The sequence below is a fragment of the Saccharopolyspora erythraea NRRL 2338 genome, assembly GCF_000062885.1.
Classification (GTDB): domain Bacteria; phylum Actinomycetota; class Actinomycetes; order Mycobacteriales; family Pseudonocardiaceae; genus Saccharopolyspora_D; species Saccharopolyspora_D erythraea.
Genome location: NC_009142.1, coordinates 179,530 through 204,401, shown reverse-complemented (window position 1 = coordinate 204,401; position 24,872 = coordinate 179,530). Strand labels below are relative to the sequence as shown.

Genomic DNA, 24,872 nt, shown 5'->3' with positions numbered 1-24,872 from the left:
CGCCGCTCGATCTGTCGTTCTGCCTTGGGAGACAACGGTGTTCGGAATCTCGTCTTATCGGCCGACCGTATACTGGCGTCCCATCGCGGGCGAACGGCACGCGCTGCGCCCCACCTCACCGCCTCGCGAGGGGGAGGAACGGGAAACGCTGTGCGGCAAAACAGTCCTGATCCCCGATCCGTCCTACGTGGACTGGCTGGCACCGACCTGCGCCTGCTGCATGGAGCAGGCGCGCATGCTCTGCGATGCCCCGGAAAGGAAGATCTGATGCATCCGGTTCTCAGCGGCACCGCGGGAATTCTGCTGCTCGGCTGCGCCGCCGCGGTGGCCCTGGCGGTTTTCCCGCTGCGCGGAGGAAAGGGGCAGCACGCACACGCCGGTCCCGGAACGGTGACGGTCGAGCACCTGTGCGGCGCACGTGCCGAAGCGGAGTCCGAAGATCAGGAAGAGATCGAGTGGCCGCGAGTGGACTGGGATGAGCTGTCGGCGCGGGAAATGATCGAATTCCCGGCGGGCCGTGACGATCTTCCGGCGGCCGAGGCTTTCCCGGATCCCGCGGACGTTTTCCCGGGTCTTGCAGATGCTTTCCCGGGCGTGCCCGATGCGTTCCCGGAGCCGGCTTTCCTGGACGTGGCCGCCGCGCTCCCCGAGTCCGCCGACGCTTTCCCGGACGTGACCGACGCTTTCCCGGACCTGGCCTCGGCTTTCCGGGGAGCCGCCGATCCCGTTGATCACGAATACGTCGGACGGCATCGCCTGCGCTGCAACGACATGCTCAGCCACCGCCTCGAATGGGAGCTGATCAACTGGCCGGAGCCGGTGCGCGGACCGTACAAGGTCGACATCGCGTTCGTCCCGCCAGGCGTGGAGATCCTCGCGCCCGCGTCGCACTGACACGGCGACGCCGTGGGGGCCGCTCGCGGCGACCCCCACGGCGCGGTCACGCCGGGACCGGTCCCGGCTCCGCCCGGATCACGCCGGGTTGAGGCCGGGCCTGCCGTCCTCGACCACGAAGCTGGCGGCGGTGCGCACCGGAGCGCCCGGCTTCGACACGTACGGCACCACGCGGTAGTCCGCGCGCAGCTCGCCCTCGGTGAACCTGGTGCGGATGTAGCCGCGCTGGTTGCTGTAGAAGCGCACGTGCGGGTTGTCCCGCAGGTAGCCCTTCTCCTTCTCGGTCAACGACTCCGAGCCGTCGCCACCGCTGGTGATCGACGTGGTGGTCAGCTCGGTGGCCACCGTGCGGCCGTCGCTCTGCACGTCGTTGGCCCAGTTCTTGTGCACGTCACCGGTCAGCACGACCGGGTTGCGCACCTTGCCCTGCTGGAAGCCCTGGATGACGCGCTGCCGCGATCCGACGTAGCCGTCCCAGGCGTCGGGGTTGTAGCCCTCGGCGTCACCCTCGGCCAGGTCGATCTCGGCGAACATGACCTGCTGGCCGAGCACGTCCCAGCGCGCCTGCGACGACCGCAGGTTCGTGAGCAGCCAGCGCTCCTGCTCCGCGCCGGTCAGGCTGCGCGCGGGGTCCAGCCGGGCCGGGTCCGTGGTCGGCACCTTGTCACCGCCGACCTGGTCGTCGCGGTACTGGCGGGTGTCGAGCATGTGGAACGTCGCCAGCCGGCCCCACTCGATGCGGCGGTGCAGCCGCAGGTCGATCCCCTTGGGGATCTGGGCCCGGCGCAGCGGCATGTTCTCGTAGTACGCCTGGAAGGCGGCCTTGCGGCGCTCCAGGAAGTCCGGCTGCGGCTTCTCCGGCTTCTCGTGGATCTCGTCGGCCCAGTTGTTGTCGAGCTCGTGGTCGTCCCACACCACGACCCACGGCGCGGCCGCGTGCGCGAACTGCAGGTCCGGGTCCGACTTGTACTGCGCGTGCCGCTGTCGGTAGTTGGCCAGCGTCGTGGTCTCGGGGCCGGCGTGGTCTCGGATGTTGCCGCCGGGGATCACGTAGTCGCCGGCCTTGTACTCGTACTGGTAGTCGCCCAGGTGCAGCACCAGGTCCGGGTGCTCCTCGGCGAGGTGGCGGTAGGCGGTGAAGAAGCCGTGCTCGAACTGCGCGCACGAGGCGAAGGCCATGGTCAGCTCGGTCATCGCGCCCGGCAGCGGCGCCGTCCGGGTGCGGCCGACCGGCGAGACGGCGCCCTCGGCGCGGAAGCGGTAGAAGTACTCGCGGTCCGGGCGCAGCCCGGTCAGCTCGACGTGCACGCTGTGGCCGAGGCTCGGGGCGGCCTGCGCCTCACCGCGCTGGACGACGCGGTGGAACCGCTCGTCCTCGGCGACCTCCCACTGCACGGGGAAGGTCTTGTCCGGCATGCCGCCCATGCCGTCCTCGGCGATCGGGTCGGCGGCGAGCCGGGTCCACAGCACCACGCCGTCGGGGGCCGGGTCGCCGGAGGCGACGCCGAGGGTGAACACCTCGCCGCGGCGGGCGAAGCCGGCACCCTGCTGCGCGGCAGCGGGCAGCGCGGCGCCCGTGGAGAGCGCGACGGCGCCGGCGGCCGTGCCGCCGAGCAGCACGCTCCGGCGCGAAACGGTGGTGGGATCGGACAAGGCAACCTCCAGGGTTCGGGGACTCCCACTTTTGCCCCGTACGGTGAAGGGCCACCTCCGAACGGGTGATCCGCGGATGAACAATTCCGGTGGCGGCGGGCCTCGACGGGTGCTTCCTGGCGGCAGCGCGATGTTCACCGCTGCGGTAGGCCGGGACGCCGGATCGCCTCGATCAGGCGACCTGGTTCGCCGGGCCGTGGGCAGGAGCGGCGGTTCGACCCCGTCGGACTCACGTGCTGGTGTCGCCGGAGCCCTCGTCCGGCACCGCCCGTGCCAGTTCGCTCTCCGCCCATTCCGCCCACTCGACCATGGCCCGGTACTGGCGCACGCCGTACTCCCCGGCGAGCCGTCCGAAACCCCACTCCCCGTCGGGGCCGCCGGCCGCTTCCACCCTTGCTTCCAGCTCGGCCACCTCCTCCTTCGCGTGCTCGTGGATACCGCGCAGCAGCGGAAGTGCTTCCGACGGATCCAGGACTGACATGAGGAAGAGCCGCAGCACGAACTCGTTGCGGACGGGCTGCAGGGAGGACCAGTCCATGAGCCAGCCGTGCAGCGCTTCCCGGCCCGCCTCGGTGAGCGCGTAGGTGCGGCGTCCGCGCGCCCCTTCCTCCACGACCGCGATCAGGCCGTCGGCGGCGAGCTTGTTCAGCTCCGGGTAGATCTGGCTATGCCTGGCGTGCCAGGCGTAGCGCTTCAGGGACCGCTCGAACCGCTGAGTCAGGTCGTAACCGCTCTGCGGTTCGTCGGCCAGCAGTCCGAGCAGGGCGTAGCGCAGCGACATCGTTACCTCCGAACCCGACTCTACCTGACAAAACCGTCATGTCACTGCACACCTGTCATAGTTGACATGTTCATGGTGACATGTCAAAGTCATCGCCGAAGTTGCCGGCATCTCTTGCCCCGAGGGGAAACAAATGACGGAAGTCGCCGAGGCGGCGTCGAGCGCGCCACCGGTCCACCTCGTCGGCCACCTGGAACCCGTGCCCGACGAGGTCGAGGTCCACGACCTGCGGGTGACCGGCACGTTGCCCCGGGAGCTGGCCGGCCGGTACCTGCGGAACGGGCCCAACCCGCTGCCGGGGGAGAACCCGGGGCACTGGTTCGCCGGACACGGCATGGTGCACGGCATCCGGATCCGCGACGGCCGCGCGGAGTGGTACCGGAACCGCTGGGTCCGCACCAACCTGCTCGAAGGCCGCTTCGAGGCCGGCGACGGCGCCACGCTCGACCGGTCGGTCACCCCGGCCAACACCCACGTCATCGAGCACTCCGGGCATCTGCTCGCGCTCTGCGAGGGCGGGCTGCCCTACGAGCTCACCGCCGGCCTGGACACCGAGGGGCCGCGCGCCTTCGACGGGCGGCTGACCAACGGGATGACGGCCCACCCCAAGGAGGACCCGGACACCGGCGAGCTGCACTTCTTCGGGTGCGGCTTCCGGCCGCCGCACCTGACCTACCACCGGTTGTCACCCGCGGGCGAGCTCGTCCGCAGCCAGGTCGTCGAGGTTCCGGGCGCGACGATGATGCACGACTTCGCCATCACCGAGAACCACGTGATCTGGCTGGACCTCCCGGTGACCTTCGACCTGGACCTGGTCGGTCGCGCCCTCCCCTACCGGTGGAACGACGACTACGGCGCTCGGCTGGGAGTGATGGCGCGCGACGGGGAACCGACCGTGCGCTGGTTCGAGATCGATCCCTGCTACGTCTTCCACGTCGGCAACGCCCGCGAGGACCCGGCCGGACGCATCGTGCTGGACGCGGTGCGCTGGGACAGGGACACCTTCCGCCGCGGGTGGTCGCGCCTGGGCGGCGACGGCCGTGCCCGTCGCGACGGCGGGCCGGCCGCCGAGTTCTCCGGTACCGGTCGCAGCACCCTGCACCGCTGGATCTTCGACCTGGCGTCGGGTTCCGTGCGGGAGCAGGCGATCGACGACCGGGGAGTGGAGTTCCCGACGCTGAACGAGAACCGCGTCGGCCGGGACAACCGATACCTGTACACCGTCGCCGAGCAGTTGGACGACTCGAACACCGGCGCCGCGATCGTCAAGTACGACACCGCCACCGGCATCGGCGAGACGCACGAACTCGGAGCCGACCGGACCGCGGGCGAGGCCGTGTTCGTGGCCGCGGCCGGCGGCCGCGACGAAGACGACGGCTGGCTGCTCTCCATCGTCAGCGACCGCTCCGGCAAGAGCTCCGACCTCGTCGTGCTCGACGCCACCGACCTCACCGCCGCCCCGGTGGCCACCGTGCACCTGCCCCGCCGGGTGCCCACCGGATTCCACGGATCCTGGATCCCGGACGCAGAACTGGACGCCTGATCATGACGACTTCGCAGTACCGCACGACAACCGCCGGCGCGAGCCTCGCAGGCTCGCCCGACGAAAGGCCCATGCCCGACGAAAGCCCCACGGTGACCCTGCCTCAGACGCAGCCGGCCTCGCCGGTCCGGAAGTTCCTGAAGATCTTCGGCGGACTGCTGGTGGACGTGGGTCTGCCCATGGCCGCCTACTACGGCCTGCGCTCCTACGGCTTCAGCGAGCACGTGTCGTTGCTCGCCGGAGCCGGGGTGGCCGGGGCGCGGCTGCTGTTCGTCGCTTTCCGGGCCGGGAAGCTCGAGCCCTTCGCGGGCTTCATGCTGCTGACGTACCTGCTCGCGCTCCCGCTCGTCCTGGTCTCCGGGGACGACCGCACCCTCGTCATCAAGGACTCGCTGGGAACCGGCATCACCGGCCTGATCTTCCTCGCGAGCTGCTTCTTCGGTAAGCCCGCGATGTTCCACGCCGCGAGGCGGTTCCGCTCCGCCGGCGACGACGTCGAGGCGTGGGAGGGCCTCTGGGAAACGAACCCGGGCTTCCGCCGCAGCTTCATCTTCATGACCGCGGTGTGGGCGGTCGTGCTGCTCGCCGAAGCGGCCCTGCGCGTCGGCCTCGCCTTCGTGCTGCCCATCGACGTGATGGTCGCGTTGTCCGCGGTGCTCGGCATGGGAACGATCGCACTGCTGCTGACCTGGACGATGATCTACGGGGCCCGGCGGCAACGGCGCCTCAAGCAGGCCGCGCACGCCGGATGAGCATGCGCTGACAGCGCACCGGTCGCCGGAAGCTCGTAGGCAGCCCTGGCCGTTCGTCCCTTGTGGACGGACGGCCAGGTATTTTCCGCTTGAATCCGCTTAGGGCGGCCGGTCGGCGGGACGCGGGAAGGGGCACGCCCGCGCCGACCGGCCGCGTAGCCCGGTGCCGGAGGCCGGGGAATCAACGGCACCGGGCGGCCCTCAGAGCGCTCGCACTCCCTCGACGACTCTTCTCAGCAGGTCGGGACCGACCCGCGCCCAGTCGATCGACTCGTGCACGAGCCACAGGACGTCCTCGGGAGTCGGCCCACCGAGGCCCGAGTCGGCAGAAGTGATCTCGGACGAGTCCGGTGCCGCGCTCACCTTCCCGCCCCACCTTTCAGTTCCTTGAGGTTCTCATTGCAGCGCTCGCAGGTGGGCGCACGTATCCAGTCCATCTCCGAAGGCGTGGCGAGTGCGAAATCCTCACCGCAGAAAGCAGAACCGGCTGGGCCGGAGTTGATCCGGCTACCGGGAAACGCATGCCGCACGAACCCGTACGCACTGGACTTGTCCGGTACCGGCAACCAGTAGTAGCGCCAGGCGGGGAAATGCGATGAGTCGATCACGGCGCTTCTCCTGCCCTCAGCCGTCGCCGTCGGCGCTGATCTTGTTGGAGCCGCACCCGGACACACAAGCCGACAGGTGCAATTGCGCGCTATTTTCAGTCGATCGAGTGCAGCCCGTTGATCGAAAACGGCGATAAGCTCAGGCGCATGCCAGCCACGCCCACCCGGCGCAAACGCCGACTCGGACAACTCCTCCTCGGTCTTCGGGACCGTGCAGCGAAATCTCTCGCGGATTCGAGCGAACTCCTCCGCGTTGCCGAATCGACGGTGTCACGGTACGAAACGGGACACGTGCGCCCGGGCTGGGCCACGATGCAGGCACTGCTCGCGTTCTACGGCGCGGAAGACCACGAACGCGTCGAAGCCGCGGCGATGTGGGAGGACGCGGCGGAACAGGCGACGCGGGTGGTGACTCCGGCCGGAAGCTCCAAGGCCCTGCGAGCATTCCTCCGCGCGGAGAACGAAGCCGATACGGCACGGATTCTTGAACCCCATGTGGTTCCAGGACTCCTCCAGACGCACGGATACGCCCGCGCGATCAACCTCGGTGGTCAGCAGTTCCACAGCACGCCGCCGGAACGGTACGTGACGGCGAGACTCAGCAGGCAGGCGAGGTTGAGTCCACCCTCTCCGCTGATGCTCCACGCGGTGATCGACGAGTCGGTGATCCACCGAACGGTCGGCGGGCGGGAAGTCATGATCGAACAACTACGCCACCTGCTGAAGCTGGCCGACCGCGACAACGTGTGCCTTCAACTGCTTCCGTTCGGCGCAGGAGCCTACGGAAGCATGGACGGTGCGTTCACGATCCTCGGTTACTCCGACGTAGAGGATCCGCCTGCCGTTTACGTGGACTCCGCCGCAGGCGGGACCTGGGTGGAGAATGGGGACGATGTGACCAGGTTTGCGGACATGTTCACCGAGGTCGCCGAGAGCGCATTGAGCGGCGAGGAGACCTCGCTGCTCATCCGCTCGCAGATAAGGACCTTGGAAGATGAGCCTGACGTGGCGCAAGAGCAGCCGAAGCGGAAGCGGACCAAGCAACTGCGTTGAGCTGGCGATCGAGGACTTACGGACCCACATCCGCGACACCAAGGACAGGGACGGGGGCACGCTGCGCGTGAGTCGCCGGGCGTGGGCGAGCTTCCTCGGTGAGGTCAAGAGCGGCGGGCTGGACCTGCGCCGCTAGACGCTGCCGAGTCTGTCTGATCCCCCGTACACAACCAAAAACGCCCCCGGCCGGAGCCGGGGGCGTTTTCGTATGCCTGGGCTACAGGTAGAACGCCAGGAACAGGAAGCCTGCGAGGATCACGCCGAGGACCAGGAGGACCTTGTCCTTCAGCGCCACCTCCTCCGGCTCGCCCGCGACGCCTCGGTCGACGTCCACGGCGTAGCGCAGCATGGCGATCACGAACGGGACGATCGAGATCAGGCCCCAGCGGGACTGCTCGATCTCACGGATGTCGTAGGCCCACAGGGCGAAGGACATGATCGTGATCGCGGCCGAGATGGCCCACACGAACCGCAGGTAGGAGGGCGAGTACGCCTTCAGCGACTTGCGGATCTTCGCGCCGGTCTCCAGCGCCAGCTTCACCTCGGCGTAGCGCTTGCCCGCCACCATGAACAGCGATCCGAACGCGGTGACCAGCAGGAACCACTGCGAGATCGCCAGTTCGGCGGCCGCACCACCGGCCACCAACCGGAGCAGGAAGCCGGAGGCGACGATGCACAGGTCGATCACCGGCTGGTGCTTGAGACCGAAGCAGTAGCCGAGCTGCACCCCGATGTAGACCGCCATCACGACCACCAGCGGGAAGCTGATGAACGCCGAGATGAGCAGCGATCCGCCCAGCAGCAGCACCGCGACCACCCAGGCGATCGGCAGCGGGATCAGGCCCGCCGCGATCGGGCGGTTGCGCTTGGTCGGGTGCTGCCGGTCCGCGTCGACGTCGATCGCGTCGTTGATGAAGTAGATGCCCGACGCGGCCATCGAGAAGACGACGAACGCGAGCACCGCGTCGAGCAGGACGCCGGTCTCGAGCAGCCGGCCGGAAGCGAACGGCGCGGCCAGCACCAGGACGTTCTTGACCCACTGCTTGGGGCGCAGCTCCTTGACCAGGCCGGTGGCCAGGCCGGCGGGCGTGCCCGCCTTCGCGGTGACCTTCGCGTGATAGGCGTCCGACGACTTGTCCTTCGGGTCGTCGGAGACCTTGGTCGCCTCGGGCTCGAGGACCTCGTCGCCGAACTCCGAACCGATCGTGCCCTCGGCGTCGGCCTCGACCTCCGCCTTGGCCTCCGCGGCGCGGGTCTCGGTCTGCTCCGCCCGGGTCTGCTCTTCCTTGGTCTCGGCGGCCTCGTCCTCCCGGACGGCCGCGGTTTCCTTGTTGTCAGCCACGGTTCCTCCGCCGTCTGATGAATCGCCGGACGCCCCACGCCACGACACCGCCGAGCGCGGAACCGGCGACCACGTCGCTCGGATAGTGAACCCCCAGGACAAGACGGCTGACCATCATCGGCGGCACCAGCACCGGGGTCAGCTTCTTGCCGGTCAACCCGCCGTAGAGCACCGCGGCGGCCGTCGTGGACGTCGCGTGCGAGGACGGGAAGCTCAGCTTGCTCGGGGTGCCGACCAGCACCTCGACCTGCGGGTCCGCCGGGCGGCGCCGGCGCACCACCCGCTTGACCCCGATGGATGCGCCGTGCGCGAGGGCGACGCCCGCGGCCGCGGTGATCCACTCACCGCGGCGCTTGCGGTCGACCAGCGCACCGACGGCGCCGATGGCCAGCCAGCCACCCGCGTGCTCGCCGAACAGCGACATCGCACGCGCGGCCTTGACCACCTGCGGCTTGGCCAGCGCGCCCTGCACCTTGCGCAACGCGACGGTTTCGGGGGTGACCGTCGACTTCGCCTCGTCTGTCTGTGCGGAATCCTGCGGTTCGGCAGGAGCCGCCGTGGTCAGGTCTGCAGCCACTTCGTCTCCGGGGGTTGGGTTAAGCGCTCAGGCTCGGTGGTTCGGGGGTCACTTCTGGTCGAAGACCTGTTTCCAGGACTCGGCGCTGGTGAGTTCGGGCAGGGCCGCACGGTACGCCTCCCGCAGCCTGGACCACTCCCGGCCGAGCCTGCGGTAGTTGGCCAGCGCCCGGAGGCCGAGCTTGCGGAACTCCTCCGGGTTGCGGCGGCGGAACGCCACCCCGCTGCCGTCGGCGTTGGACACCGTCGCGCTGTCGAGGTTGCCGAGCAGGAACCAGCGGGCGCTGGCGGCGGGCACGTTGAGCTGCGGCCGGTCGGCGGCCTCCCGGTTCGGCTCCTTGAGGTTGTGCAGCAGCGCCTTGGACGCGCGGGCCGCGATCACCGCCGGGTTCACCGGCGGCTTGAGCAGCCCCTCGGCCATCACCGGGTCGGCCGACGGCGGCGGGAACTCCCGGGCCGACGGCAGGGTCTGGGCGTCCTCGTAGTGCTTGCGCAGCTCGCGGACCTCGGGCAGCGCCGTGCGCAGGGACTCGAAGAGCCCCTCCGGCCCGGCCATGAAGTCCTCCAGGGCCTTCTGCTGCACCGCGACCGTCGAGTACTCCATCGACAGCAGGTGGCGCAGCGCCAGCTTGAGGCCCTGCTTGACGATCGGGACCTTCACCTCGTCCGGGCTGTGCAGCGCGGCGAGGATCAGGCGGTTGCGGGTGTGGAAGTACGCGGTCCAGTCGGTCGCGTCGTTCTTGTCGGTCCACGGCATGTGCCAGATCGCCGCACCCGGCAGCGTCACCGTCGGGTAGCCGTGGCCGCCGGCGCGCAGCGAGTACTCCGCGTCGTCCCACTTGATGAAAAGCGGCAGCGGCAGGCCGGTGCGCTCGATGACCTCGCGCGGGAACAGGCACATCCACCAGCCGTTGTAGGTGGCGTGGACGCGCTGGTGCAGCTTCTTGCTGCGGCGCAGCGGCTTCTTGGCGAAGTCGTGGTCGGTCACCGCGCCCGGCGCCGGCCGCCACATCGCGCCGCCGATGTCGACGACCTCGCCCATGGTGTGCAGGCGCGAGCGGGCCTGCAGGTTGAGCATCTGGCCACCGACGATGACCGGCTGCGACGACGCGCGGGCGAAGGCGTTCGCGCGCAGCACGCCGTCGGGCTCCAGCGCGATGTCGTCGTCGATCAGCATGACCTGCTCGGCGTCGGAGTTGTAGACGCCCTCGTACATCACCCGGCCGAAGCCTCCGGCACCGCCGAGGTTGGCCTGCTCGATCACCTGCAGCTTGTCGCCGAGCCGGGCGGCGGCCTCGTCGAAGCCCTCGGTGTCGCGGATCTTCTGCGGGCCCTGGTCGGCGACCACGACGCGCTCCACGACGTCGAGGACCTGCGGGTCCTCGCCCAGCGTCTTCAGCGCGGTCACGCAGTCGGCCGGGCGGATGGTGGTGGTGCCGACGACGACCTTCTGCCGGGGCAGATCCAGGTCCGTGGTCCACGCCGCCTCGTCGACCTCCAGCGAGGCGTCGTTGGTGAACACGTCGAACCAGATCCAGCCGCCGTCCTCGAACGGCGCCAGCGACACCCGGAACTCCAGGTCGGTCCAGGTGTCCTGGCTGCTGACGTGGGTGCCCTGCAGGTGCACGCTGTCACCGTTGGGCTTGGAGCGGTAGACGTCGAGCCGACCGGCCCCCCTGACCTTCAGCCGCAGCACGACCTCGCTGACCTTCGTCCAGCGCTTCCAGTAGCTGGCCGGGAAGGCGTTGAAGTACGAGGCGAACGAGAGCTTGCTGTGCGAGGGGACCCGCACCGAGCGCCGCGAGACGACGGTGGCCGAGCTGGACAGCGTCTCGGGCTCGTCGATGTAGAGCGCACGGACGTCCAGCGGGTCCTCGTCGCGGGGGAACACGACGCGCTGGAGCACCTGCTCGGCGGCCACCTGCGAACCGCCGGCGCGCACCGACGCGACGTCGCTGAGCTTGCTCTCCCCCGCCGCCGCGGTTGGGGCTTCAGTGGTCCGGTCGGTCACGCGTCAGTCCTCCAGGGAGCCGTCCAGCGAACGGCCCTCGGTGAAATACGGGGCGATCTTGTTGTCGAACATGCTCAGTGCCGAACCGATCGCCATGTGCATGTCCAGGTACTTGTAGGTCCCGAGCCGTCCGCCGAAGACGACCCCGCGCTCCTTGGCCTCCTTCTTGGCCAGCTCGCGGTAGGCCTCCAGCTTGCTGCGGTCCTCGGAGGTGTTGATCGGGTAGTACGGCTCGTCGCCGCTCTCGGCGAACCGCGAGTACTCCCGGACCACCACGGTCTTGTCCTTGGGGTAGTCCCGCTCCGGGTGGAAGTGCCGGAACTCGTGGATCCGGGTGTAGGGCACCTCCTCGTCGGCGTAGTTCATCACCGACGTGCCCTGGAAGTCCCCGGTGTTCACGACCTCGGTCTCGAAGTCCAGCGTCCGCCAGCCCAGCTCACCCTCGACGTAGTCGAAGTAGCGGTCCAGCGGCCCGGTGTAGACCACCGGCACGCCCTCGGGCAGGTCGCCGCGCACGTCGAAGAAGTCGGTGCTCAACCGGACCTCGATGTTCGGGTGCTCGGCCATCTTCTCCAGCCACGCGGTGTAGCCGTCGACCGGCAGACCCTCGTAGCTGTCGTTGAAGTACCTGTTGTTGAAGTTGTAGCGAACGGGCAGCCGCGTGATGTTGGCCGCGGGCAGTTCCTTGGGGTCGGTCTGCCACTGCTTGGCCGTGTACCCCTTGATGAACGCCTCGTAGAGGGGACGGCCGATCAGCGAGATGGCCTTCTCCTCGAGGTTCTGCGCGTCCGCGGTGTCGATCTCGGCTGCCTGCTCGGCGACCAGCGCCTTGGCCTCGTCCGGCGTGAACGCGCGGCCGAAGAACTGGCAGAGCAGGCCCAAGTTCATCGGCATCGAGTAAATCTGCCCCTGATGCCTGGTGAACACCCGGTGCTGATAATCGGTGAAGTCGGTGAACTGGTTCACGTAGTCCCACACGCGCTTGTTCGAGGTGTGGAACAGGTGTGCACCGTAGCGGTGCACCTCGATACCGGTTTCGGGCTCCGCCTCCGAATAGGCGTTGCCGCCGATGTGGTCACGTCGGTCCAGCACCAGCACCCGCTTGTCCAGCTGGGTCGCGGTGCGCTCTGCGATCGTCAGTCCGAAGAATCCGGAACCCACAACGATCAGGTCATAGCCTGCGAAGCTCACAGTCGACGAGGGTAGCGGGGACGGACATCCGCTCCGAAACCGCGTTGACGTTAGGCGGTCCGCATCGCTACTCGGCGTGTCGAGATCGCCTCTTTCCACGCCTTTCCGCTGGCCACGGCCAGTTGATTAACCACGTCGGGTGAGGAAAGAAATACCGTTCGTCGTCAAGATTGCGTCCGTGTCCCGCCGAAGGATGACTCGCCGGTGAGTCGTAGCGGGTAGCATCGAGGTCCCGGTGGGGCTTCGTACAGCCCGCAGGGCTCCCAACGCGTCGGCGACGACTTCGCGGAGGCCCCGGTGGTTCCGGCGAAGCCCGCGAATGCCCGGAACCTCTGCCCAGGTCCAGGAGGTCTGACGGGGTCCGCTGAGTGCCGCCACGGGCTCCGCCGGGACCGCGGAGGTACCGGGAACCGATATTGGAGGGTGATCGAGGCGTGACCCGCACGCGCGAGCGCTACCTGCTGGCCACGGCGATCGTCCTCCAGGTCCTGTCGATCTGGTTCGTGCACTGGATCGACACCCGCGGCTACATGGACACCGACATCTACCGGCTCGGTGCCCGCGCGTGGCTGACCGGCCACGAGGTGTACGGCGACGACCTCACGCCCGAGAGCCCCGACTCCGGCACGCTGCCGTTCATCTACCCGCCGTTCGCGGCGATCCTGTTCACCCCGCTGACCTGGATGTCCTCGGACGCGGCGGTGGTGACCGTCGCGGTGTGCTCGCACCTGGCGCTCCTGCTCACGGCGTACTCGCTCGCGCGTTCGTCGACCTACCTGGCCAACCGCGCCGGGCAGGTCGCCGTGGTGACCGCCGTGCTGATGCCGTTGCTCACGCTGATCGAGCCGACCCGGGAAACGCTCAACTACGGCCAGATCAACCTGGTGCTGATGGCGCTGGTCGCCGCGGACTGCCTGCTGCCGCGCACCCGGTGGCCGCGCGGTCTGCTCGTGGGCATCGCGGCGGCGATCAAGCTGACCCCGCTGGGCTTCCTGCTGCTGTTCCTGCTGCGCCGGGACTTCCGCGCCGCCGCGGTGGCAGGCGTCACCTTCGCCGCGACCGTGCTGCTGGGGCTGCTGGCCGCGCCCGACGACTCCGCCGACTGGTGGCTGGACAAGATGCTGTCCACCGGCGACTCCCTGGGCACCGTCTACGCGGGCAACCTCACCCTGCGCAGCCTGCTGGCCAAGCAGGAGCTGACCGGGCTCCCGCTGAACGTGCTGTGGGTCGCCGGGTCGCTGGTGCTGCTGGCGCTGGCCGTGCTCGGCATCCGCTACGCCCTGCGGGTGCGCAACGTGCCGCTGGCGCTGATGGTCAACGCGGTCCTGGTGCTGCTGGTCTCGCCGATCTCGTGGTCGCACCACTGGGTGTGGGCCGGACCGGTGCTGGCGCTGCTGTTCGCGATGTCGGTGCGCCACCGCTGGTACGGGGTGCTGCTGTCGACCGGGCTCGGCGCGCTGACCGTGCTGGTCGGCCCGCAGTGGTTCCTGCCCAACACCGACGACCGAGAGCTGGACTGGACGTTCTCGCAGCAGATCGTCGGCAACGCCTACACGCTGCTGGGCATCGCGTTCCTGATCGCGGCGGCGGTGGCGCACTTCCGCATGCACCCGCCGATCCACCGGCCGCCGGAAGCGGCCAGGCACGAGCCCGCGCCGTCACACGGCCGACCCAACCTGCCCGCGTAGCGGGTCACTCTTCGGGGTTCGCGAGGTCGGCGGTCACCGATCCGGCACTCGATACTCGCCAGGTCCGCCGAGAGCGAGCTGAGGTGCCGCCATGCGTCTGGGGCTGAGCTTCCCGTGCGTCCTGCTGCTGACCGCCGCGCTTGCCACGAGCGTGCGGGCCGAGCCGCCGGAGGCACCTGCCGGGGGCACGGCGGTCGTGCCGCTGGGCGAGACGCCGAGCCGCGGCGGGCAGCGCGAGGTGCGCCTCGACCAGCCGTTCAGCATGGTCGGGCTCACCTGGTCCGGCGAGGCTCCCGACCGGGTCGAGCTGCGGCCGCTGACCGAGGGCGGCTGGGGCGCGTGGACCGAAGCCGAGCTGACCTCCGCGCGGGGCAGCGAGCCGGTGTGGACCGGCCGCACGACCGGTGTTCAGGTCCGGGCCACCCGCGGCGGCGACGACGTGACCGGTGAGCTGCGGCTGGTCGCCCTCCGGCCGTCACTCGGCAGGACGCCGGTCGCCGCTGCGCCCAAGGCCCCGGCGGGCCGCTCAGCCGAACCGAGCGCCGCTCCCTCGCCGGTCCCCGAGGCGCCGTCGTCCACCACCGCGACGCCGCGGCACGCGTCCGCCCCGCCGCCGCTGGTCCGGCGCGCCGACTGGGGTGCCGACGAGCGGAACATGAAGTGGACGCCGCAGCCCACCGAGACCAGGGCGGCGACCGTGCACCACACGGCGGGTACCAACGACTACGGCTGCGCGGACTCCGCCGCGATCGTGCGCGGCATCTTCGAGTACCACGCGGTGCACCTGGGCTGGGGCGACATCGGCTACCACGCGCTGGTCGACAAGTGCGGCACCATCTTCGAAGGCCGGGCGCAGGGACTGGAGCGCGACGTGATCGGCGGTCACGCGATGGGCTTCAACCCGAACACCTTCGGGGTGGCGATGCTCGGCAACTTCCAGGACGTCGTCCCCACCTCCGACGCGCTCACCGCCGCGGGCGCCATCATCGGCTGGAAGCTCCGCGAGTCGGGGGTCGCGCCGGACTCCGCGGTGGAGCTGGTGTCGACCGGCGGCGAGGGGTCGCTGCACCCGCCGGGCGCGGCCGTCCGGCTGCCTGCGATCTTCGCCCACCGCGATGTCGGACAGACGCTCTGCCCAGGCCAGCTGGCCTACGACCGGCTCGACGAGATCCGCTCCGCCGCCCTGAACTGAGCGCCGGTACCAGCGCGCCCGTCCGAGCCCGTCACAGCTCCGGCAGCACCTCGGAGGCGATCTCCTCCACTGTGGACTCCTTGCCCGCGTAGGGCTCCTCCGGCCGCGGCCAGTGGCTGATCACGTCGGTGAAGCCCAGCTCGTGGGCCCGGCCCACCACCTCGCGGAAGTACTCCACGCTGGACAGCGAGTAGACCGGCGCAGCGTCCAGCGACAGGTACCGGTCGATGCGCGCCGGGTCGCCGCCCTCCTCGGCCACGACGTCGGTGAAGCGCATCGACAGGTCGGCCACCGCGCGCCACCAGGTGTTCAGGTCGTCGGTGTAGCCGCCGGCCGCGATCCAGCCCCGGCCGTACCTGGCGGTCAGGCGCATCATCCGGGTGCCGTTGGCGGCGATGGCGAAGGGCATCCGGGGCGGCTGCACGCAGCCCGGCGCGCGCCGGGCGTCCACGGCGGTGAAGTACTCGCCGCGGTAGGTCGTGCTGTCGTGCACCAGGACCTGGTCCAGCACCTCCACGAACTCGGCGAAGCGGTCCACCCGCGCGCTCGCGGGCAGCTCCGAGCCGCCGAGCACGTGCGCGTCGAAGTCGACGCCGCCGGCGGCGAGGCCGAGCGTGAGGCGGCCGTCGGAGATGTCGTCGAGCGCGGTGAGCTGGCGTGCGTAGTGCACCGGGTGGCGGAAGTCCGGCGACGACCCGAAGGTGCCGATGCGCAGCGTGCTGGTCACCGTCGCCGCCGCGGTCAGCGTGGTGACCGCGTCGAACCAGGGCCGCTCCAGGCCGGGCCGCCAGCCGATGTGGTCGTAGGTCCAGGCGTGGGCGAAGCCGTACTCCTCCGCCATCCGCCACAGCGGTTCAGCCGCCCACCACCGGTGCTCGGGCAGAATCACGATTCCTACGCGCACGCCTCTGACCGTATCGGGTGATCGACTGCGGCGGGGACGTGGCCGGACCCCCGTCCGGCGCGCGGCCGCGACCGGGCAGGATGGTGCCGTGCGCAAACCTGGCCTGGTGGCTTCGGACGTCGACGGGACGCTGCTCGACTCGATGGAGCGGGTGAGCTCCCGCACCGCCGCGACGGTGCGGCGGGTCGTGGCCGACGACGTCCCCTTCGTGCTGGTGACCGGCAGGCCGCCGCGCTGGATGCCGTCGGTGGTGGCCGGGCTCGGCGTGTCCGGGGTGGCGGTGTGCGCCAACGGCGCCGTGCTCTACGACACCAAGGCCGACGCGGTGCTCGCGAGCACCGAGATCGACACCGTGACGCTGCACGACGTGGTGCACGAGCTGCACCACGAGATGCCCGGCTGCGCCGTCGCGGTGGAGCGCACGACCGGCGGCGCCCACGACCGCGTGCACGAGCAGTTCCTCGCCGAGGAGGGCTTCCTGCAGGTCTGGGCCAACTCCGACATCCACGTCGCCGCCCCCGACGAGCTCGTCGGCAAGCCCGCGGTGAAGCTGCTGGTGCTGCACGACGCGATGAACAGCGCCCAGATGGCGGCGATCGCCGAGGAGGTCGTCGGCGACCGGCTGGAGATGACCTACTCCACCGGCGCCGGGATAATCGAGTTCTCGGCCGCGGGGGTGGACAAGGCGAGCGGGCTGCGCACGGTCGCCGCCGATCTCGGGGTGGACCAGGCGGACGTCATCGCCTTCGGCGACATGCCCAACGACGTGCCGATGCTCTCCTGGGTGGGCCACGGCGTCGCGATGCGCAACGCCCACGAGGCGGCCCTGGCGGTCGCCGACGAGGTGACCGCCACCAACAACGACAACGGTGTGGCGCAGGTGCTCGAACGCTGGTGGTGACCGGCGTCAGGTCGGCGTGAGCAGGGTCGCGCCGACCGCGAGGAACTCCGCGTCCTGCCCGCCCACCGCGGAGAGCTTGTGCGGGACCTTCGAGCTGAAGCTCACGCTGTCGCCCGCCCGCAGCGTCGTGGAGTCCGACTCGAACTCCACGTGCAGCTCACCGCTGAGCACGTAGAGCCAGTCGTGGCCCACGTGGCGGACCGGGCGCACTGCGGAGCTGGCCGACGACAGCCGGTACCGCGCCGCGTAGAGGCCGGGGATCACCGCGCGCGGCGTCAGGACCTGCACCGACATGCCGCCGTCGTCGACCGACGGCACCTCGTCGCCGCGCAGCACCACCGCCGCGGGCCCGGGCCTGGCGTCGGTGAACAGCTCCGAGAGACCGACGTCGAGCGCCTCGGCGAGCTGCGCGAGCACCGGCAGCGACGGCGTCGCGGTGCCGGACTCGACACCGGCCAGGTGCGTCTGCTCCAACTCGGCCCGCCGCGCCAGGGTCGCCTGGTCGAGGCCGCGCTCGGTGCGCAGGCGGCCGATCCGGCCGCCCAGACCGGCCAGCGCCTGACCCGCTGAGCCGTTTGGGGTTTCCGGTTGATCCGACACGCCACCCACCATAGGTCGACTTCCGCGCCGACGCGCGTGGCCGGAGTGTGCCCACGGCACGAGCCGGGTAGACGCGGAAAGGGAGGTGGGAACCGATGTCGACGAAGACCGCCGTGCGCGACCTGCTCGACCGGGCGGGCACCACGTACGCCGAGGAGGCGGGCATCAAGCTCGAGGACAAGCCCGCCCCGCTCTACCGGCTGCTGGTGCTCTCGGTGCTGCTGTCCACGCGGATCAAGGCCGGCATCGCGGTGTCGGCCGCGCGGGAGCTGGCCGAGTTCGGCACCCCGCAGAAGATGCGCGACGCGACCTGGCAGCAGCGGGTGGACGCCCTCGGCCGCGGGCACTACGTCCGCTACGACGAGAGCACGGCGACCTCGCTGGGCGACGGCGCCGAGTACCTGCTCGACCGCTACCGGGGCGACCTGCGCAAGCTGCGCGACGAGGCCGGAGGCGGCATCAAGGCGCTCAAGAGCAAGCTGCAGGAGGTCAAGGGCCTCGGACCGGTCGGCGCGGACATCTTCTGCCGCGAGGCCCAGGCCGTCTGGCCGGAGCTGCGCCCCTACTTCGACAAGAAGGCCCTCTCCGGCGCCAAGAAGGTCGGCCTGCCCGAGGACGCGAAGCGGCTCGCCGAGCTGGTCGGTGACAAGGACCTGGCCCGGCTCGCCGCCGCGCTCGTGCGGGCCACGCTTGAGAAGGACGTGGCCGAGAAGGTCAGCGCGTAGGTTCGAGCACCTCGCGCCCGCCCAGGAACGGCCGCAGCGCCTCCGGCACCCGCACCGAGCCGTCGGCCTGCTGGTGGTTCTCCAGGATCGCCACGATCCAGCGGGTGGTGGCCAGCGTGCCGTTGAGGGTGGCCGCGATCCGGGTCGGGCCGTCGGCCTCCCGGTAGCGGGTGTTGAGCCGCCGCGCCTGGAACGTGGTGCAGTTCGAGGTGGAGGTCAGCTCGCGGTAGGTCTGCTGGCTGGGGATCCACGCCTCGCAGTCGTACTTGCGGGCCGCGCTGGCACCGAGGTCGCCGGCCGCGGTGTCGATCACCCGGTAGGGCACCTCGATCTTGGCCAGCATCTCCTCCTCCCAGCCCAGCAGCCGCTCGTGCTCGGCCACCGCGTCCTCCTCGCGGCAGTACACGAACATCTCCAGCTTGTTGAACTGGTGCACGCGGATGATGCCGCGGGTGTCGCGGCCGTAGGAGCCCGCCTCGCGGCGGAAGCACGACGACCAGCCCGCGTAGCGCAGCGGACCGGCGCCGAGGTCGATGATCTCGCCCGAGTGGTAGCCCGCCAGCGGGACCTCGGAGGTGCCGACCAGGTAGAGGTCGTCCTCCTCCAGCCGGTAGACCTCGGAGGAGTGCGCGCCCAGGAAGCCGGTGCCCTCCATGATCTCCGGGCGCACCAGCACCGGCGGCACGACCAGCGTGAACCCGTTGGCGGTGGCGTGCGCCGCGGCCATGTTCAGCAGCGCCAGCTCGAGCTGCGCGCCGATGCCGGTGAGGAAGTAGAACCGCGCGCCGGCGACCTTCGCCCCGCGCTCCATGTCCATCGCGCCCAGCGACGTGCCGAGCTCGAGGTGGTCCTTGACCTCGAAGTCGAACTCGGGGGGAACGCCGACGTGCTTGAGCACGGCGTAGTCGTCCTCACCGCCCGGGGGGACCCCCGGCCCGACGATGTTGGAGAGCTTCTTCTGCGCCTCGACCAGCGCCTGGTCGGCCTCGGCCTGCTCGGCCTCGGCGTCCTTGACCTGGGCCGAGAGCTCCTTGGCCTTCTTGAGCAGGTGCTCGCGCTCCTCGCCGGCGGCCTTGCCGACCTGCTTGCCGAGCTGCTTCTGCTCGGCGCGCAGCGAGTCCGCGCGGGACACCGCTGACCTGCGACGCTCGTCGGCGGACAGCAGCGCGTCCACCACCGACGCGTCCTCGCCCCTGGCGCGCTGCGAAGCGCGCACGGCTTCCGGATCCTCGCGTAGCGTCTTCAGGTCGATCACAGCAGGTCAGCCTAGCCGCCTCCGCGCGCGGTGCCCTGCCCGGGGCAGGGCTCGCCGCGGGCGGTGGTGGTCAGCTCCCGTCGGGGATGCGGTGCGGGACGAACGCGGCGCCGTCGTCGGTGATCAGACCGGCCGTCTCGCGGATGCCGAGCCCGGCCGAGGAGTCGCCGACGACCCAGGCGCCCAGCGCCGGCCGCATCCCGTCGAACTCGGGCAGCGGGTCGAACGCCTGGTAGACGTAGCCCTCCTCGCCGTAGAAGCCGCCGGTCTCGGTCTCCCAGCCCGGCGCGACGATGGAGATGTTGTTGCCCTCGCGGCCCAGCAGCGGCTTGCGCACGTACTCGGTGAGCAGCCCGGGCTGGCCGATGTAGGCGGGCAGCAGGTTCGGGTGGCCCGGGTGCATCTCCCAGAGGATCGCCAGCAGCGCCTTGTTGGACAGCAGCATCTTCCACAGCGGCTCGATCCACTGCGTCTGCGGCAGCGTCTTCACCGCGTGGGTGCCGAAGTCGTCGTCGACCATCCACTCCCAGGGGTAGATCTTGACGACCGAGCTCATCGGCGCCTCTTCGAGGTCGACGAAGCGCTCCAGCAGGCTGTCCCAGCCGATCTCCTCGATCGCCAGCCCGACGGTGTCCAGGCCCGCCTCGGCGGCGGTCTCCTGCAGGTAGGCGGCGGTGAGGTTGTCCTCGCCGGTGGAATCCGAACCCGACCAGGTGAAGTGCACCTCGTTGGTGCCGAGCTGCTTGCCGATCTCCTCCCAGCGCTCGACCAGCTTCTCGTGGATGGAGTTCCACTGGTCGTCGCCCTCGTGGACCTCGGTCAGCCAGTGCCACTGCACGACCGCGGCCTCCAGCAGCGAGGTCGGCGTGTCGGCGTTGTACTCCAGCAGCCTGGCCGGGCCGGACCCGTCGTAGCGCAGGTCGAAGCGGCCGTAGAGGTGCGGGTCGTGGCGCTTCCACGACTCGGCGATGTGCGGCCACACCCACTCCGGGATGCCGAAGTCGCGGTAGCGCTCGGTGGTGACCACGTGGTCGACCGCGTCCAGGCACATCGAGTGCAGCAGCTCGACGTCGGCCTCCAGCGAGAGCACCTCGTCGAGGCCGAACTCGTAGTGGACGCCCTCGTCCCAGTAGGGCCGCTGGGAGCCGTCCGCGGCACGCGCGGGCGTGCCGAAGACCAGCCCCAGCTCCTCGACCTTCGACTGCCAGTCCGGCCGCCGCTGCGTTGTCCTGCGCCGCACCCGCTCAGCTCCCGCTACCGGACTTGTTGTTGATGCCGAAGCCACCGCGCTGGACGGTCGAGCCCTTGCTGTCCTTGATGGTGCTCCCCGATGGCTTGGTGAAGTTCGGGCTCGACACCGTGGAGCCGACGGCGGGAGCCGGGGCACCCGGCGCGGTGTAGCCGTAGCGGTACTGGTTGTAACCGCCGATACCGCCGCCCGGCAGGAAGATCGGCATGAAGAACATGCCCGTGCCGTGGTTGACGTAGCCGTGGTGCGAGTTGACGTAGTTCTCGTCGCAGAAGTCGTCCTGATCGGCCGTGACCTGGCCGTTCTGCGGCACGGCCGCGCAGTACTGGGTGACCGCAGCCTGCTCCTGGCTGTAGGCCGCGCCCTGGTAGAACGCGGCGACGAGGGCCACCACGCCGACCGTGGCACCGCCGCCGATCATCACCCGGCGCCGCGTGCGGGTCTTGCGCTCGGCCTCGGCCAGCTCCGCGGCCTGCTTCTCCTCGCGCCGCTTCTCGGCGGCGATCCTGGCGCGCTGCTCGGCGAGCGTGGGCTCGCGCGGCGCCGTCGATTCGGGGTCCTGGTAGCGCATCTGGCCGCGACGCTGTTCGCCGTCACCCGGCGTCGTCGGCTCCTGGCCCTGCGGCTTGTCGTCGTCTGCCAATGGTCCGCCACTTCCGGTCATCGCCCACTCCCAGCAGCAACATTACCCACCTGAATGGTGGAGGGGTGTCCGACCGTGTGACGAACATCGACGTGAATCGGTTTCGAACCGAGATGAGCGCATCAGGCAGCGCACAGGTCGTCGAGGCATCATGTGTTCGATGGCCGACACCGACTCCCCCACCAGGACCAGCCGCAGGAAGCCCCACACGCGGCTGGTCATGATCTCGGCCGCCATCGGCGCGATGCTGATCCTGCTGATCAGCGCGCTGCTGAACTGGCCGACCGGCGGTGACGGGGTCGGGGGGCCCGGCCGGATCGGCTCCGCCCCGGCACCCCGCGCCGTGTTCAGCGCCAAGGCGGGCACCTGCCTCAACTGGACGGAGCCCGACGCCGCCGACATCCGGCAGGTCACCTGCAGCGAACCGCACCTGTTCGAGGTGACCGGCACCGCCGACCTCAAGGGCGAGTTCGGCCCGCAGGCCCCGTTCCCGGACACCGAGCAGTGGCAGCAGCTCAAGACCGACCGCTGCACGCAGGTCTCCACGCAGTTCCTGTCCGGCCGGTTCGACCCGCACGGCCGGTTCGCGGTCGGCGCCTTCACCCCGAGCGAGCAGGGCTGGGCCGAGGGCGACCGGACGCTGCACTGCGGTCTCCAGCAGCCCGGCCCCTCCGGCAAGCTCTACCGGATCAGCGGCAACGCCTCCAAGATCGACCAGTCCAACGTCTACGACGAGGGCCGCTGCCTGGGCATCAACGGCACCGCGGTGTGGGACCCGGTGGACTGCTCCCAGCTGCACTCGGTCGAGATCACCGGCGTCGTCGACCTCGGCCAGCAGTTCCCGGAAGGCTTCCCGGCCGTGCCCGACCAGGACAACTTCCTGGCCACCAGGTGCGGCGAGCTGACCGCCGCCTACGCGGGCGGGCCGAACGTGGTCCGCGACAAGGGCCTGACGACCTACTGGGACACCCTGCCGATGGAGAGCTGGGACGCCGGGTCGCGCAAGGTCAACTGCAAGGTCAGCGCGCAGCTGCCGGACGGCAGCGGGCTGGCGCCGGTGACCGGCGGCGTCAAGGGCGAGGTGCGGGTGGACAAGGAGCCCGCCCCCGAGGACGCCGCCCCGGTGCAGCCGGGCGTGCCGGCCGAGGGCGAGCGCTGAAGCACGCCGGCGCGGTCCGGTTTGGGGTAGAACTGGGACCGTGCCGGTGGAGATGACCAGGGCTCGGTTCGAGGAGCTGGTGGCCGACGCGCTGGACCTGCTGCCCGCGGAGTTCGCGTCGGCGATGAACAACGTCGTCGTGCTCGTCGAGGACCGCAACCCCGAGGACCCGTCGCTGCTCGGGCTGTACGAGGGCATCGCCCTCACCGAGCGCGACAGCACCTACGGCGGGGTGCTGCCGGACCACATCACGATCTACCGCGAGGCGCTGCTGGACATGTGCGCCGACGAGGACGAGGTCGTCGACGAGGTGGCCGTGACCGTGGTGCACGAGATCGCGCACCACTTCGGCATCGACGACGAGAAACTGCACGCCCTCGGCTGGGGCTGACCCCGCGCCGCGCGGCCGCTGCTCAGCAGGTGGTGGAAGCGCCTGTTTTTGATCTTCGAAGCGGCGCAGCCGCTCGGCCCACCGCCGCGACCGGCACCGTCTGAGATTCCGCCACCCACACCGCCTCGCAAGGTGAGTTCGAAGCCTCAGATGCCGAGGCCGTCCCACTCCACGCAGTGCCAGCCGGTCGGTGTGGGCGCCGGTTCGAGCACGATCACGCCGGTGTTGGGCAGGTAGGCGGCGTTGGCGCTGGCGGCGTCGACGTCGGCCGCCAGGTGAGCCGCGGCCAGCCGGAGCATCGCCCCGTGGCTGACCAGCACCACCGAGCCACCACTGGCGCCGTCGAGGGCATGCCGGGCCGCGCCGAGGAAGCGCGCGAGCGCCTCGCGGCCGGTCTCGCCGCCCGGCATCGGCACGTCGATGTCGCCGAAGTGCCAGCTCTGGTAGACGTCCTCGAAGCGCTGCCGCGACTCGCCGTCGGTGGTGCCCTCCAGGTCGCCGACGTAGATCTCCTGCGTGCCGTCGACGACCTCGACGTCCAGGCCGTGGTGCCGGGCCAGCGGCGCGGCGGTCTGCTGGGCGCGGACCGCGCGGCTGGCGCGGATCGCCAGGACCTTCTCGTCGGCGAGCCGGTCGGCGAGCGCGCGGGCCTGCCGCCTGCCCTCGTCGGTCAGCGCGGGGCCGGGCGGCAGGGTGTCCAGCGCGTGCACCACGTTCGACGGGGTCTGGCCGTGCCTGGCCAGCACCAGCCGGGTGCCGTCGGAGCTGAGGGCGAGTTCGTCGGTCATGCGATCCTTCCCGCTCGGATGTCGTCCAGCCACCGCGCCGAGGCCCGGAACGCCTGCTCGGACGCCGAAGGGCGGATGGCCGACGGCGCGCGGTCGGCCTTCGGGTAGGAGCCCAGGAAGCGCACCTCGCTGCAGCGGCGCCGCAGCGCGGCCAGCGCGTCGCCGACCCGGGAGTCGGCGACGTGCCCGTCGAAGTCGAGGAAGAACCGGTACTCGCCGAGGCGGTCCTTGGTCGGCCGGGACTCGATGCGGCTGAGGTTGATGTCGCGCAGCGTCAGCTCCGACAGCAGCAGCGCCAGCGTGCCGACCTCGTCGGAGATCACCGCGGCCACCGAGGTGCGGTCCGCGCCGGTCGGCTCCGGTGGCGGGCTGGGGCGGCGGACCAGCAGGAACCGGGTGAAGGCGTCCCGGACGTCGGCGACGCCCGCCGACAGGCGCTCCAGCGACGGGTAGCGCTCGACCGCGATCGGCGCGGCCACCGCGGCGTCGTACTCGCCGTCGCGCACCGCCGCGGCCGCGGCCGCGGTCGAACCCGCGAAGTGCACCTCGGCGCGCGGCAGGTTCGCCTCCAGCCAGCCCCGCACCTGCGCGATGGCGTGCGGGTGGCTGGCCACCGTCGACACCTCTTCGGGTCTGGTCCCCGGACGGACCAGCACGTCGAACACCACCGGCAGCACGGTCTCGGCGACCGCGACCACCGGCTCGTCGCTGACGAGCGCGTCCATCGTGGCGGGCACCGAGCCCTCGACCGAGTTCTCCACCGGCACCCCCGCGGCGACGACCTCGCCCGAACGCACCGCCGCAAGCGCCTGCCGCACGTCGTCGTGGGGGACGAGCTCGGCGTCGAAGTCGGCGGTCAGGGCTCTGGTCGCCTGTTCGGTGAAAGTTCCCGAGGGTCCGAGGTAGGCGATTCGTGGCACGGCGCCCAGCCTACGGGTGGCGCGTTGTGCGCAACGCCACCGGCGGTGTGGCC

General features: G+C 70.5%; 27 protein-coding genes. 12 read left to right on the top strand and 15 right to left on the bottom strand.

The window, feature by feature from the left end:
* The first annotated feature begins 37 nt into the window (after positions 1–37).
* Positions 38–268, top strand: coding sequence for an HC3 family zinc finger protein (locus SACE_RS40025; RefSeq protein ID WP_197537720.1), 231 nt, complete (start codon positions 38–40; stop codon positions 266–268).
* A complete protein-coding gene (locus SACE_RS00835) occupies positions 268–894 on the top strand; it encodes a hypothetical protein (RefSeq protein ID WP_009944944.1) in 627 nt (208 codons plus the stop codon). Before SACE_RS40025 ends, SACE_RS00835 begins: the two co-directional genes overlap by 1 nt.
* 78 nt (positions 895–972) lie before the next feature.
* Here the strand turns inward: SACE_RS00835 and SACE_RS00830 are convergent, their stop codons facing one another.
* Together SACE_RS00830 and SACE_RS00825 are read right to left on the bottom strand one after the other, a co-directional pair.
* The gene (locus tag SACE_RS00830; RefSeq protein ID WP_009944945.1) at positions 973–2,547 is read right to left on the bottom strand and encodes an alkaline phosphatase D family protein; all 1,575 of its coding nucleotides are present in this window, start codon (positions 2,545–2,547) and stop codon (positions 973–975) included.
* A gap of 229 nt (positions 2,548–2,776) precedes the next feature.
* Positions 2,777–3,328: a PadR family transcriptional regulator gene (locus SACE_RS00825; RefSeq protein ID WP_009944946.1), complete on the bottom strand. Its 552-nt coding sequence runs from the start codon at positions 3,326–3,328 to the stop codon at positions 2,777–2,779.
* Between the two features lie 133 nt (positions 3,329–3,461).
* Between SACE_RS00825 and SACE_RS00820 the strand changes: the two genes are divergently transcribed.
* Together SACE_RS00820 and SACE_RS00815 are read left to right on the top strand one after the other, a co-directional pair.
* Complete coding sequence (locus SACE_RS00820) at positions 3,462–4,871, top strand: carotenoid oxygenase family protein (protein ID WP_009944947.1); 1,410 nt, start codon at positions 3,462–3,464, stop codon at positions 4,869–4,871.
* 71 nt (positions 4,872–4,942) lie between these two features.
* Positions 4,943–5,623 carry a VC0807 family protein gene (locus SACE_RS00815; RefSeq protein WP_009944949.1) on the top strand — a complete coding sequence of 227 codons (681 nt, stop codon included), beginning with the start codon at positions 4,943–4,945 and terminating at the stop codon, positions 5,621–5,623.
* A 201-nt stretch (positions 5,624–5,824) separates the two neighbouring features.
* Here SACE_RS00815 and SACE_RS38240 read toward each other — a convergent pair whose 3' ends face one another.
* A complete protein-coding gene (locus SACE_RS38240) occupies positions 5,825–5,986 on the bottom strand; it encodes a hypothetical protein (protein ID WP_009944951.1) in 162 nt (53 codons plus the stop codon).
* Positions 5,983–6,231 (bottom strand): hypothetical protein, encoded by a 249-nt coding sequence (locus SACE_RS35970; protein WP_231849897.1) that lies wholly within the window; start codon positions 6,229–6,231, stop codon positions 5,983–5,985. The genes SACE_RS38240 and SACE_RS35970 overlap by 4 nt, the downstream gene beginning before the upstream one ends.
* A 147-nt stretch (positions 6,232–6,378) precedes the next feature.
* Here SACE_RS35970 and SACE_RS00810 point away from each other — a divergent pair, with 147 nt between their 5' ends.
* Positions 6,379–7,284 (top strand): helix-turn-helix domain-containing protein, encoded by a 906-nt coding sequence (locus tag SACE_RS00810; protein WP_081468275.1) that lies wholly within the window; start codon positions 6,379–6,381, stop codon positions 7,282–7,284.
* Positions 7,226–7,420: a DUF397 domain-containing protein gene (locus tag SACE_RS35965; protein WP_009944953.1), complete on the top strand. Its 195-nt coding sequence runs from the start codon at positions 7,226–7,228 to the stop codon at positions 7,418–7,420. The genes SACE_RS00810 and SACE_RS35965 overlap by 59 nt, the downstream gene beginning before the upstream one ends.
* A gap of 81 nt (positions 7,421–7,501) precedes the next feature.
* Here the strand turns inward: SACE_RS35965 and SACE_RS00805 are convergent, their stop codons facing one another.
* The 4 genes from SACE_RS00805 to glf are packed head-to-tail and all read right to left on the bottom strand — an operon-like array spanning position 7,502 to position 12,404.
* Positions 7,502–8,626: a decaprenyl-phosphate phosphoribosyltransferase gene (locus tag SACE_RS00805; protein WP_009944954.1), complete on the bottom strand. Its 1,125-nt coding sequence runs from the start codon at positions 8,624–8,626 to the stop codon at positions 7,502–7,504.
* Complete coding sequence (locus SACE_RS00800; protein ID WP_009944955.1) at positions 8,619–9,203, bottom strand: phosphatase PAP2 family protein; 585 nt, start codon at positions 9,201–9,203, stop codon at positions 8,619–8,621. Before SACE_RS00800 ends, SACE_RS00805 begins: the two co-directional genes overlap by 8 nt.
* Positions 9,204–9,251: 48 nt before the next feature.
* The gene (locus SACE_RS00795; RefSeq protein WP_009944956.1) at positions 9,252–11,213 is read right to left on the bottom strand and encodes a glycosyltransferase; all 1,962 of its coding nucleotides are present in this window, start codon (positions 11,211–11,213) and stop codon (positions 9,252–9,254) included.
* A gap of 3 nt (positions 11,214–11,216) precedes the next feature.
* Complete coding sequence (gene glf / locus SACE_RS00790) at positions 11,217–12,404, bottom strand: UDP-galactopyranose mutase (protein WP_009944957.1); 1,188 nt, start codon at positions 12,402–12,404, stop codon at positions 11,217–11,219.
* Positions 12,405–12,838: 434 nt separating this feature from the next.
* On the opposite strand from glf, the gene SACE_RS00785 reads away from it, so the two are divergent.
* Together SACE_RS00785 and SACE_RS00780 are read left to right on the top strand one after the other, a co-directional pair.
* A complete protein-coding gene (locus tag SACE_RS00785; RefSeq protein ID WP_009944958.1) occupies positions 12,839–14,092 on the top strand; it encodes a glycosyltransferase 87 family protein in 1,254 nt (417 codons plus the stop codon).
* A gap of 91 nt (positions 14,093–14,183) precedes the next feature.
* Positions 14,184–15,284, top strand: coding sequence for a peptidoglycan recognition protein family protein (locus SACE_RS00780; RefSeq protein WP_009944960.1), 1,101 nt, complete (start codon positions 14,184–14,186; stop codon positions 15,282–15,284).
* A 31-nt stretch (positions 15,285–15,315) separates the two neighbouring features.
* Here the strand turns inward: SACE_RS00780 and SACE_RS00775 are convergent, their stop codons facing one another.
* Positions 15,316–16,188 carry an LLM class flavin-dependent oxidoreductase gene (locus SACE_RS00775; RefSeq protein ID WP_009944961.1) on the bottom strand — a complete coding sequence of 291 codons (873 nt, stop codon included), beginning with the start codon at positions 16,186–16,188 and terminating at the stop codon, positions 15,316–15,318.
* Positions 16,189–16,276: 88 nt separating this feature from the next.
* Here SACE_RS00775 and SACE_RS00770 point away from each other — a divergent pair, with 88 nt between their 5' ends.
* Entirely contained in the window at positions 16,277–17,089 is an 813-nt protein-coding gene (locus SACE_RS00770) for a Cof-type HAD-IIB family hydrolase (protein WP_009944962.1), read from the top strand.
* Between the two features lie 6 nt (positions 17,090–17,095).
* Here SACE_RS00770 and SACE_RS00765 read toward each other — a convergent pair whose 3' ends face one another.
* Complete coding sequence (locus SACE_RS00765; protein ID WP_231849896.1) at positions 17,096–17,689, bottom strand: helix-turn-helix domain-containing protein; 594 nt, start codon at positions 17,687–17,689, stop codon at positions 17,096–17,098.
* Positions 17,690–17,784: 95 nt separating this feature from the next.
* Between SACE_RS00765 and SACE_RS00760 the strand changes: the two genes are divergently transcribed.
* Entirely contained in the window at positions 17,785–18,414 is a 630-nt protein-coding gene (locus SACE_RS00760; RefSeq protein WP_009944964.1) for a hypothetical protein, read from the top strand.
* Here SACE_RS00760 and serS read toward each other — a convergent pair.
* The 3 genes from serS to SACE_RS00745 form a co-directional block, all read right to left on the bottom strand.
* Positions 18,404–19,669, bottom strand: a complete 1,266-nt coding sequence (serS, locus tag SACE_RS00755; RefSeq protein WP_009944966.1) for a serine--tRNA ligase — start codon at positions 19,667–19,669, stop codon at positions 18,404–18,406. The genes SACE_RS00760 and serS overlap by 11 nt on opposite strands.
* 70 nt (positions 19,670–19,739) lie before the next feature.
* Positions 19,740–20,909 (bottom strand): glutathionylspermidine synthase family protein, encoded by a 1,170-nt coding sequence (locus SACE_RS00750; RefSeq protein ID WP_009944968.1) that lies wholly within the window; start codon positions 20,907–20,909, stop codon positions 19,740–19,742.
* A gap of 4 nt (positions 20,910–20,913) precedes the next feature.
* A complete protein-coding gene (locus SACE_RS00745; protein WP_231849895.1) occupies positions 20,914–21,582 on the bottom strand; it encodes a hypothetical protein in 669 nt (222 codons plus the stop codon).
* A gap of 139 nt (positions 21,583–21,721) precedes the next feature.
* On the opposite strand from SACE_RS00745, the gene SACE_RS00740 reads away from it, so the two are divergent.
* Entirely contained in the window at positions 21,722–22,720 is a 999-nt protein-coding gene (locus tag SACE_RS00740; protein ID WP_009944971.1) for a septum formation family protein, read from the top strand.
* Between the two features lie 40 nt (positions 22,721–22,760).
* Complete coding sequence (locus SACE_RS00735) at positions 22,761–23,111, top strand: metallopeptidase family protein (protein WP_009944972.1); 351 nt, start codon at positions 22,761–22,763, stop codon at positions 23,109–23,111.
* A gap of 146 nt (positions 23,112–23,257) precedes the next feature.
* On the opposite strand, the gene SACE_RS00730 is transcribed toward SACE_RS00735, so the two are convergent.
* Both SACE_RS00730 and pheA read right to left on the bottom strand, forming a co-directional pair.
* Positions 23,258–23,899, bottom strand: coding sequence for a histidine phosphatase family protein (locus SACE_RS00730; protein ID WP_009944973.1), 642 nt, complete (start codon positions 23,897–23,899; stop codon positions 23,258–23,260).
* Positions 23,896–24,819 carry a prephenate dehydratase gene (gene pheA / locus SACE_RS00725; protein ID WP_009944974.1) on the bottom strand — a complete coding sequence of 308 codons (924 nt, stop codon included), beginning with the start codon at positions 24,817–24,819 and terminating at the stop codon, positions 23,896–23,898. The genes SACE_RS00730 and pheA overlap by 4 nt, the downstream gene beginning before the upstream one ends.
* Between the last annotated feature and the right edge of the window lie 53 nt (positions 24,820–24,872).

What these genes read in the sequence shown, in the direction of transcription:
- SACE_RS00835 (WP_009944944.1), top strand. Translation starts at nt 268, where the DNA reads ATGCATCCGGTTCTCAGCGGCACCGCGGGAATTCTGCTGCTCGGCTGC.
- SACE_RS00825 (WP_009944946.1), bottom strand. Translation starts at nt 3,328, where the DNA reads ATGTCGCTGCGCTACGCCCTGCTCGGACTGCTGGCCGACGAACCGCAG.
- SACE_RS00820 (WP_009944947.1), top strand. Translation starts at nt 3,462, where the DNA reads ATGACGGAAGTCGCCGAGGCGGCGTCGAGCGCGCCACCGGTCCACCTC.
- SACE_RS00815 (WP_009944949.1), top strand. Translation starts at nt 4,943, where the DNA reads ATGCCCGACGAAAGCCCCACGGTGACCCTGCCTCAGACGCAGCCGGCC.
- SACE_RS00810 (WP_081468275.1), top strand. Translation starts at nt 6,379, where the DNA reads ATGCCAGCCACGCCCACCCGGCGCAAACGCCGACTCGGACAACTCCTC.
- SACE_RS35965 (WP_009944953.1), top strand. Translation starts at nt 7,226, where the DNA reads ATGAGCCTGACGTGGCGCAAGAGCAGCCGAAGCGGAAGCGGACCAAGC.
- SACE_RS00780 (WP_009944960.1), top strand. Translation starts at nt 14,184, where the DNA reads ATGCGTCTGGGGCTGAGCTTCCCGTGCGTCCTGCTGCTGACCGCCGCG.
- SACE_RS00760 (WP_009944964.1), top strand. Translation starts at nt 17,785, where the DNA reads ATGTCGACGAAGACCGCCGTGCGCGACCTGCTCGACCGGGCGGGCACC.
- SACE_RS00745 (WP_231849895.1), bottom strand. Translation starts at nt 21,582, where the DNA reads ATGACCGGAAGTGGCGGACCATTGGCAGACGACGACAAGCCGCAGGGC.
- SACE_RS00740 (WP_009944971.1), top strand. Translation starts at nt 21,722, where the DNA reads ATGGCCGACACCGACTCCCCCACCAGGACCAGCCGCAGGAAGCCCCAC.
- SACE_RS00730 (WP_009944973.1), bottom strand. Translation starts at nt 23,899, where the DNA reads ATGACCGACGAACTCGCCCTCAGCTCCGACGGCACCCGGCTGGTGCTG.